The organism is bacterium (assembly GCA_023135785.1).
Classification (GTDB): Bacteria; CAIJMQ01; CAIJMQ01; order CAIJMQ01; family CAIJMQ01; genus CAZNJA01.
In genome coordinates this window covers 1-9507 of the sequence record JAGLSL010000065.1, presented here as the reverse complement: position 1 = coordinate 9507, position 9507 = coordinate 1, and the positions used below count along the sequence as shown (strand labels likewise).

General features: G+C 38.1%; 9 protein-coding genes. 2 read left to right on the top strand and 7 right to left on the bottom strand.

From position 1 onward, the window contains the following. Positions 1 to 176: 176 nt before the first annotated feature. The 6 genes from KAS42_05125 to purD form a co-directional block, all read right to left on the bottom strand. Positions 177 to 746 carry an aminoacyl-tRNA hydrolase gene (locus KAS42_05125; GenBank protein MCK4905599.1) on the bottom strand — a complete coding sequence of 190 codons (570 nt, stop codon included), beginning with the start codon at positions 744 to 746 and terminating at the stop codon, positions 177 to 179. 178 nt (positions 747 to 924) lie between these two features. Beyond that, the gene (locus tag KAS42_05120; GenBank protein MCK4905598.1) at positions 925 to 1662 is read right to left on the bottom strand and encodes a 50S ribosomal protein L25; all 738 of its coding nucleotides are present in this window, start codon (positions 1660 to 1662) and stop codon (positions 925 to 927) included. A gap of 49 nt (positions 1663 to 1711) precedes the next feature. Then, positions 1712 to 2653: a ribose-phosphate pyrophosphokinase gene (locus KAS42_05115; protein ID MCK4905597.1), complete on the bottom strand. Its 942-nt coding sequence runs from the start codon at positions 2651 to 2653 to the stop codon at positions 1712 to 1714. Between the two features lie 285 nt (positions 2654 to 2938). Continuing rightward, positions 2939 to 3724: a type II secretion system protein gene (locus KAS42_05110; GenBank protein MCK4905596.1), complete on the bottom strand. Its 786-nt coding sequence runs from the start codon at positions 3722 to 3724 to the stop codon at positions 2939 to 2941. Between the two features lie 269 nt (positions 3725 to 3993). Continuing rightward, positions 3994 to 4941 (bottom strand): peptidylprolyl isomerase, encoded by a 948-nt coding sequence (locus KAS42_05105; GenBank protein ID MCK4905595.1) that lies wholly within the window; start codon positions 4939 to 4941, stop codon positions 3994 to 3996. 103 nt (positions 4942 to 5044) lie between these two features. Beyond that, complete coding sequence (purD, locus tag KAS42_05100; protein ID MCK4905594.1) at positions 5045 to 6316, bottom strand: phosphoribosylamine--glycine ligase; 1272 nt, start codon at positions 6314 to 6316, stop codon at positions 5045 to 5047. A gap of 540 nt (positions 6317 to 6856) precedes the next feature. Here purD and KAS42_05095 point away from each other — a divergent pair. Together KAS42_05095 and KAS42_05090 are read left to right on the top strand one after the other, a co-directional pair. Next, positions 6857 to 7483, top strand: a complete 627-nt coding sequence (locus tag KAS42_05095) for a class I SAM-dependent methyltransferase (protein ID MCK4905593.1) — start codon at positions 6857 to 6859, stop codon at positions 7481 to 7483. Positions 7484 to 7487: 4 nt separating this feature from the next. Next, positions 7488 to 7802, top strand: a complete 315-nt coding sequence (locus KAS42_05090; protein MCK4905592.1) for a hypothetical protein — start codon at positions 7488 to 7490, stop codon at positions 7800 to 7802. A 94-nt stretch (positions 7803 to 7896) separates the two neighbouring features. On the opposite strand, the gene KAS42_05085 is transcribed toward KAS42_05090, so the two are convergent. Beyond that, a partial coding sequence (locus KAS42_05085; GenBank protein ID MCK4905591.1) for a M48 family metalloprotease occupies positions 7897 to 9507 on the bottom strand: 1611 nt, incomplete at its 5' end.

Genomic DNA, 9507 nt, shown 5'->3' with positions numbered 1-9507 from the left:
TAAAGCACTTGCAAAAATAGACGACAATAACAACATTTTCCACTACCTCCTTATTAGTTAATTAAAAATTAAAGATACTAAACTGAAATAAATAGAAATACCTTGAGATATATCGAAATAAATTGTTTTTACTACATATCTCTACCATATTTCCACATATTTCTATGTGTCTTTAACTAAATCTTTTTCTTTTTTCTTATGTTAAAATTAAGCATTGCTTTATCAATGCCCTCATCCACAAATGCAAATATCGCATTTATGGACATATCTATTGTATCTTTTATAATTTCTCTTTCTGAAACTGAAAATTCACTTAAGACATAATCTTTCAAATCTTTTCGGTCTCTTCCGATGCCTATTCTCATTCTTGGAAAATCAGAGTTGCCAAGTTTTTGAATAATAGATTCTACTCCTCTATGTCCGGCAGAACTACCGCCTTTTTTTATTTTCAAAACTCCCAAAGGCAAATCTGCATCATCATGAATAATAAGCATCTCGTTGGTTCCCGTCCCAAAATTACTTACCATTTTTTTGAGAGCTTCACCTGACAAATTTACAAATTTTCTTGGTTTCGCGATTGTTACGGGATTGTCCCTAACAGTTGTTTCAACCCAAAAATAATCCTGTTTTCTTTTAAACTGCGCAGACAACTTTTTACTTAAAGCATCCACAACCAAAAAACCTATATTATGTCTTGTATATTTATATTCTCTGCCTGGATTTCCCAGCCCGACTATCAGATGCATTTAAAGACCCTCACACCAATTGGCATAGTTTTAATATTTACAATCACACCAGAAAGCCCCACATTATCCAATTGGGTTTGCCTGCCCGTCCGCCTGCCTCTGGCGGGCAAGCAAGCCCTCGGCTTCGCCGAGAGGCGAGCAGGCGGGAAGGAATAAATGTTAAAATTGGCTTGGGGATTTATTTTCCCTTCTTCTCTTCTTCTTTTCCTGCTTCTTCCTTCTTTGCTTCTTCTGCGGTTCCGGCTTCTTCCTTCTTTGCTTCTTCCACGGTTTCGGCTTCTACCTTACCCTTTTCGCCTATTACTTCCGGCTCTTCATCTGTCTTTATTGTTTCCTCGTCAACTTCTATCTTTCTTGGAGGAAGAATAGAAAGAACATTTCTTTCCATATCGGTAATCATCTCCACACCTGAGGATACAGGCAAGTCTTTAACATGTATACCATCATGAATTTTAAAAGTAGAAATATCTATCTCTATACGTTCCGGCATATCCGCAGGTAAACATTCGACTTGCACTGTTCGCAGTGCATGGTCTAACATACCGCCCGCTTTAACTCCTTCAGACTCGCCTTTTAATATAATACGAACTTCGGAAATTATTTTCTTTGTCAAAGAAACACGCTGGAAATCCAAATGGAGAATATCTTCGTTAACAGGATCAAGTTGTGTATCTTTTATAATAACAAGCTGTTCGGATATTCCTTTTTCACCTTTAATTTTTAAATTTGTCAGCACATTGCCTTCGCCTATTGCGTGTAAAAAATGAACAAGAATTTTTTTATCTATTTTTACGGAAAGACCTTTGCTGTTATCCCCATAAACTATAGCCGGAACAAAACCGGCTTTTCTTAATCTTCCTACTTTGCCTTTACCTGTTTCTTTTCTTTCTTGAACATCAAGGTCAACTTTCTTCATGAATATTACCCCCCATTAGATATATTTCTTGTATCCCTACAATCAAGTGTTAAACAAATAGAGAACTTACAGAACTCTCGTTATGTATTCTTTTTATAGCTTCGCCTAATAAAGGCGCTATAGAAAGAACTTGAAGCTTACTATATTCGCTTTCCTTGTTTTGAGGAATGGTATTTGTAACAATAATTTCTTTCAAAACCGACTTCTGTAAATTATTCAGCGCATCTTTAGAAAAAACACCGTGCGTGCTACAAACATATACGTCCTTAGCTCCGCTTTTTTTAATAGCTTCTGCGGCTTGAATAATCGTTCCGCCGGTGTCTATCATATCATCAACTATAACTACATTCCTGCCTTCAATATCGCCCACGATGTGCATTAATTCCGCCACATTTCTTTCGGGTCTTCTTTTATCTATGATAGCCAAAGAAGCTTCCAATCTTTTTGCAAAAGCTCTTGCTCTTTCCACACCACCTGTGTCGGGAGACAAAATAGTCAAATCCGACAACCGTTTTCTTTTTATATAATCTATCATTAAGGGAGCCGCAAAAAGATGGTCTACCGGAATATCAAAAAACCCTTGAATTTGTCCAACATGCAAGTCTATAACAAGCACCCTGCTTGCGCCTGCCACCGTCAAAATATTAGCTATCACTTTAGCCGAAATAGGAACGCGTGGTTCTGTTTTCCTGTCCTGTCTTGCATATCCGTAATAAGGAACAACCGCTGTTATTCTTCTGGCCGATGCCCTCTTCAAAGCATCTATTATGAACAAAAGCTCCATAATATTGTCATTGACGGGAGGACAAGTCGGCTGAATTACAAAAGCATCCGTCCCCCGCACATTTTCCAGTATCTTTAAAAATATCTCCCCATCCACGAAATTAGTTATTTCCATGGGGGATAGAGGTATATCAAGATACTGCGCTATTTCTTCGGCTAATTTCTTATTAGCATTACCGGAAAACAGTAACATCTCTGCGTCAGACATCTTCAGCTTCTCCTTTCATTACAAAACGGTTGGAATTATAGCATATATACAACCCCAGATAAAGTTTATAGGGGATGGACAGTATTCAGGCATACAATGTATCTGCTTGGGGCCATTTTCTCCATATCTATACCTTGCATCACCCGAGATTGGGTCAATCTTTTGTATTATATATAAACAAAGTAATTTGTAAACTGCTATTTGAATGTATTGTCAGTTTAGAAAAGGAAATTAAATAACAAGACTAAATCGTTTAAGAAACCCCGTGCCTTAGCACGGAGAAATTCAATAACCACCAGCTGTCCATCCAGAAAATGGGCAGTATTGAGGCATCAGCTGTATCCTCTTGGGACAATTTTGGGTATATAGACATTCTCCAGCCTTACAGCCCGATAGGGCACATGGAATAAGAATCACATGTCCATCTAAACATCCTGCAGTAGAATTATCAATATGACGCGGCTCAACCACATCTTCCCAACATAAAGTTGGGTCATTGATTGTGTAAGTCGACCCAAAACACCCACTTGGCACCTTTCCCGTGTTCTCTTCAGCATAGACCACTGTTTGGCTCGGCCCCGGAAACGTTGTAATTTTCCGCGTTCTGCTCGGTGTTATTTCGTCGCTGGAGATAAAGGTCATCATACCGTTGCCGTCAAGTCCACCTGCGCTATTTGCTTGGTTATATGGCACAAAGTATCCGGGCATGCTCACAGTATAGTCAATCGCCCGTGGATATCCAGCCTGAGTATTTGGATATAGAGCTTGGGCACTTGGACATTTCCAATAGTCGAGGTTAGTCAGATAACCACCTGTATAAAGATAACCTCCTTTGACATCACTTTCGCTTGCATTACCCGAGCTAATGCCAGATGGTCCCGGCAGATATTGATCATTATCGTTCGCATAGATGATGTTAATAAGCATTATCTGATGCAGGTTGTTTGTACATCTTGTTCTCACCGTAATCTCACGCGCCCTGCCCAATGCAGGAAGAAGCACCGCAGCCAAAATTCCGATAATTGCTACTACTACAAGAAGCTCTATCAGAGTGAACCCCTCATTCTTCATTGAAGATTTAAGTTTGTTCTTCATAATCCCACCTATCCTTCTACTTATTAAGACAATTTTCCCATTAAATCCTTTGACCTCGTTAAAGATAAGTCGCCAAATGGCGACCGTGAACCACACTTAACCTTTGAATATTTTCCCTTATTATTTTCTTAAGTACTGAGATAATTCGTAGCATCTCCTTTTTAATCTCTAACGGGGTTGACCTACCCCAACGTTACATCGGAGTTCCTAACAGATTTTGAATATTTTCTATACGGTTTAACTTATTATCCAAAGATAGCTATCTCTATATTCTTTTTGGCGCTTTCCATCCATTTCCTATATACTTCGCTTACTTTAGAATCGTAAAGTTTTTTTCTAATCAAATCCTTTACTTCTAAAATTGGCGCATATTGAGAAAGTCTTTTGGCTTCCAGTTTTATGATGTGATAACCTGCGGAAGTAAGGATTGGTTTTGTGAATTCGCCTACTTTGAGTTCCAAAAGAGCTTTTCTAATCTGTGGTTGGAGTTGTTCAATATAGACAAAACCTAAATCTCCTCCACCGGAAGCATTGGGCTCTTCGGAATACGATTTTGCAAGTGAAGAAAAACCTTCTCCTGATTTTAGTTTTTGAAAAACTTCTTCTATTGTTTTTCCTGCCTCATTATTACTCTCATCTTTAATCAAAATCTGCGAAATTTTTACCTGTTCCGGCATTAAAAACGCAGGTTTGTTCTCCTCGTAGAAGTTCGTGATTTCTTCTTCTGTAATTCTAATATCTCTGAAAACATTCAATCTGATGAATTTACCGATTTTTATTCTCGATTTTGTTTTTTCTTTAAATTCGGCAAGTGTAAGTCCTTCTTTTTTTAACCCAGCGTAAAATTCATCGGGCGTAGAAAATTCTTTTTTGAATTCCTCAATATTTTTTTCAATTTCCTCTTCCGTAACTTTAACCTTTTCCTTTTCCGCGTTTATTAGCAGAATTTTCTCCTCTATTATTTCGTTTAATATACTTTCTCTTGCCTGCTTTAATCGGTTTTCGAGATCGTCTCCACTATAAACCTTTTGATAATGCTCTATAACAATCGCCAATTTTTCTTTTAGTTCGGAGTATGTAATTATTTCCTTGTCTACCGTAGCGACAATATAATCAATAATTGCCGCAGAACCATTAAGAACAAACACGATTTGAAACAGTATTATAAGAAACAATAGTTTTAAAGTTTTCATTGCTGGTATTCTAATCTATCGAGTAAATTCTTGCAAACTCCGATTTTGTTGGAACAGTTAACTTAGCTATTAAAGAGTTGTCAATGCAAACCACAGAAATTAGTTACAAAAATGCTTTCTTTCCTATATCTTTCCTGTAACACATATTTTCAAAACTGATGTAGTTTACTGCATCATAAACATTATCAATAGCTTCTTTTATATCCATACCAAGCGCGCTTACACCAAGAACTCTTCCTCCGTCGGTAACTATATTTCCGCTGTCTGATTTTTTCGTCCCCGCGTGAAATACCATTATATTCTCAGAATCTTTGATTTTATCTAATACTTTAATTACTTTTCCTTTATGATAATTTAGGGGATAACCACCTGAAGCCAAAACAACGCATACACAAGATTCTTTTTTCCATTGGCAATCAACATCATCTAAGTTGCCATCAATCGTAGCCATAATAGGTTGAATAATATCCGACCCCATTCTAGGTAGAATTGCCTGTGTCTCCGGATCACCAAATCTTACATTGAATTCAAGCACTTTTATCTCACCTTCTTTTATCATAAGTCCAGCGTATAAAATTCCTTTATAAACAATACCTTCTTTTCTTAATCCGTCTATGGTCTTTTTTATAATGTCTCTCCTTATTATAGGTAAAAGATTTTCATTAACAATTGGCGCAGGCGAATATGCCCCCATTCCGCCGGTATTGGGACCTTTGTCATCGTCATATATTCTCTTGTGGTCCTGTGAAGTCGGCAATAATTTAATGTGTTCACCGTCCGTAAATGCAAGTATTGATGCTTCTTCGCCTTCCAGACATTCTTCAATTACAACTTTCTTGCCGGCATCCCCGAAGATTTTATCTTCCATTATTTTTTTAACCGCATCAACGGCTTCGCCCTGCGTTTTGCAGACAATAACTCCTTTTCCGGCTGCTAATCCATCAGCTTTTACAACGAGCGGCATTTCTTTTGATTTCATGTAAGAGATTGCTTCCTTTGAATCCTCAAAGACCCTAAATTCTGCAGTAGGAATTTGATACTTCTTCATCAGTTCTTTTGAAAAAACTTTACTTCCTTCAAGTTGTGACGCTTTCTTATTAGGTCCGAAGATTTTCAAACCCACTTTTTCAAATTCATCGACTATACCTTTTACAAGCGCAACTTCAGGACCTACCACGGTTAAATCTATGGCTTTACTTAAAGCAAAATTTTTAAGTCCATCTATGTCATCCGCTTTAATATCAACACACTCTGCTTGTTTTCCTATCCCCCCGTTTCCGGGCGCGCAATATATTTTTTGCACCAATAGACTTTGGGAAATTTTCCATACCAACGCGTGTTCTCTGCCGCCACTACCTATCACCAATATTTTCATATTTTATTATCCTTTATACTTCTTGTTTAGTAGAGATAATTCTACTAAAATACAGTATTCTTTTGCAAAGAGGGACTGAAATAATTTATAAAAGGAGATGATACGAAACCCCTTACCCATTCCCACCTCGGAGGTGGGAATAGGTAATAGTAATAGGAATGTGCACCAGAGATAAAAAGTGAGAAGGAAAAAGAGTTAATAACCAAACACCAAGAGACAAGAGACAAACAATCACCAATTATAAAACTGTTTGGAATTTGGAGATTGAAATTTGTTTGGTTATTGTAACTTGCATCTTGTTGTTTAGTTTAATTTGACATATTTGTTTATCCGCCTTACGGCGAGATAACCTTAGCCGTTTAGATTTGTAGGGTAAATCTGGGGAAGAAAGAGGGGGAAAATAATTTTTTATAAAATACGACAATGCGAAAATCTTATGAAGCACATGAGTACGAATATAGAAAAATGAAGTCCCATGGGATTAAATCCTGGTTCCGAAGAAACTCCCCTTGGTCAATCTCCCCTCCCGATAAACACTTTTTGGAAGATATCTTTATACAATCATGGGCGCCTAAAAAAGGACAGGCAATCGAACTTGGTTGCGGCACAGGAACAATCAGCAGATGGCTAACCAAAAAAGGATTCACAACCACAGGTATAGATATCAGCAAAACCGCAATCAAAATGGCAAAAGCCCAATCCCAAGGACTCAAGATAAAATACATAAACGACGACTTCTGCTCAATGGACACAAAACCTTTGGGTAAATACGACCTCTGTGTTGACGGACAATTCCTGCATTGCATTACTAACCGCCGGGATAGAAAAACCGTATTGCACAAAATCCGCCAAATTTTAAAGCCGAAAGGTATCTTTGTCCTTATGAGCATGTGCTCCCCTATCAACCGTCATAGTTTTGCAAATCTGTATAAGAACCAAAAAATCCTGGGGAGTGTAATTTATATTGAGGCAAAAAAATACGGCAAGTTTCAGGGTTTGAGAACAATACAAGGAAAGGAATATATTCCCACGCGATATATCGCGCATTGGAAAGATATCCTGTCCGAACTAAAAAAAGCCGGCTTTCCCCCGATGCTTTTTAGATACAACAACCACACAGCAAAAGACCCTACTGGTGCTCTTAATGTAGTAGCAATAAGAAAGTGAAAAAATGAAATACATAGTAGCAACGATTTCGTTTTTGTTTGTCTGGGTATGTATAATTATAAGTTATGTTTGTATTTATGATTTAATCATACTCCTTCTTTTCCCAATGCAAGGTTCAATACTTTTTATTGGTTTTGGCTGGCAGAGTTTTCCGGGGTGGATTTTGGGTATTTGGGCAGGTGTTCATTCGTGGAAAGTTTCATTACTTAAAGCAGATAAAAATAAGATAAAGAGACAAACTTGGCGGATTAACCTTAGCCGTTTAGATTTACGACCTGTCCCCCCGTTTAGTCTTGCCATTGTATCGGTGGCGGACTGAGGGGAAACAAAACAAGACTTGGGGACTTTGCCTATATTAACCGTTGTTAACCCTGTCTCGCCAATTTTTAGTGGCGGACTCTTATTAACCAATATTAACCTGTTTCATTCCTTCTCAATTGTTCCAGTCGGTCAAACTCTTGCCGTATCTGTTTAGCGGATACAGTATCGGGGGCGTATTTGAGGATTTTACGGTAGATTGTGACTGTTTTATACCAGTTACCTGACAAGCTTTGAGCCCGCGCTTCAATATACTGTTCCTGCGCTAATTTCGCTTTTCTTTTAGCAACAATCTCTTTATGTTCGCTTTCGGGGAATTCCTTGGAAAATTTATCTAACTGAGCAAGTCCCGTTAGAAGTAATCCCGAAGGGTTTCGGGATACCTCTTCTTTATCTTTTTTGGCTTTATCTTTGGTAGAGACTTTTATCGGAGCAGGTTCTTTTATTTCGGGAATAGTTTCTTTAAGACGCGTATTTACCTTAGCCTTTACCTCTACGGAAAAATCCAGAACCAATAATCTACCCAACAAAACAATATCTGTTGATTTGTCTATTATGGTGACGATTTCTTCTTTTGCCTTCCTACCCCACCCTGCCTGCTGCTTGCCCGCCAAAGGCGGGCGGGCGGGCAAGTGGTCATTTTTAGGATTTTTCATCAGGGTTATAAGTTCATTTAAGCTCTTATCGTATTCGTTTGCAGATATATATGCCTTTGCAAGAAAGTATCGCGCTTTGGGCACTAACGGGCTTTCGGGGAAAAATTCTATAAAGTTGGAATAATAGTCTAACGGCAGAACCGCGTCGAGTTGTCCGCTGCCTTCTGTTTGGCGAATTTTTTCTTCATACCATTTGTAAACTTCGTCTCTTTCTTTTTTTACGGATTCGAGTTTGGCTGTGACTTCTTTTTTCAATGATGTAGCAGGGTAATTTTTAAGAAGAGTTTCGTAATGTTTAATCAGATAATTCCAATTTGTCAGAAATTTGTTTTTTTTCCTTTCTTTCTCTTCTCTGTTTTTTATCAGTTCATAAAGAACCTTATCTGCCTGATTGCCTGAAGGGTATATATAGTATGCGTTTCTATACAGAAGAAGTGAGAGAACTTTTTTGTCTTTGGTTTCATATTTTTGCGCTTCTTGTACAAGATAGTCCTGAATAAAATTGCCTGCTTGCTTAGTTTTTTTTTTTATGAATATATCTTGCGAAAAGGTTATCGGGGATTCTTCGGCTTGATTTAATCTATCTAAAATATAGGGATGGGTCATAAGTAAACTTGAAAAAAGGTCGGGACGTTGTCTTTTCATAATGTCTATTTTTTCCAAAGCGGTTTTAGAGCCGGTGACGTCAAAACCTGCCTTTGCAAGGTATATTCTGCCCCAAAAATCCGCTTCTTTTTCAAACTTGCGTGAATATCCGCTTGCTATCATTGCGCCTGAAAGTGAATATGCCAAAGAACGCGCGGCAGATTCGGCTCTAATTTCATTTGCGTCTTTGGAAGGGGATATATGAGTCATAGCAAAGATTTCAAGACCGACCATAAGCACAGAGAGCAAGTCCACTGTCTTTTTTATTTTGAATATATGGTCACATTCGTTATGAGCAATTTCGTGGGCGAGAATAAAAGCAAGTTCCGAATCTTCCAATCCCAAATCCAAAAGTCCTGTTGTTACATATACAAACCCGCCGGGCAGGGCAAAGGCATTGGCATC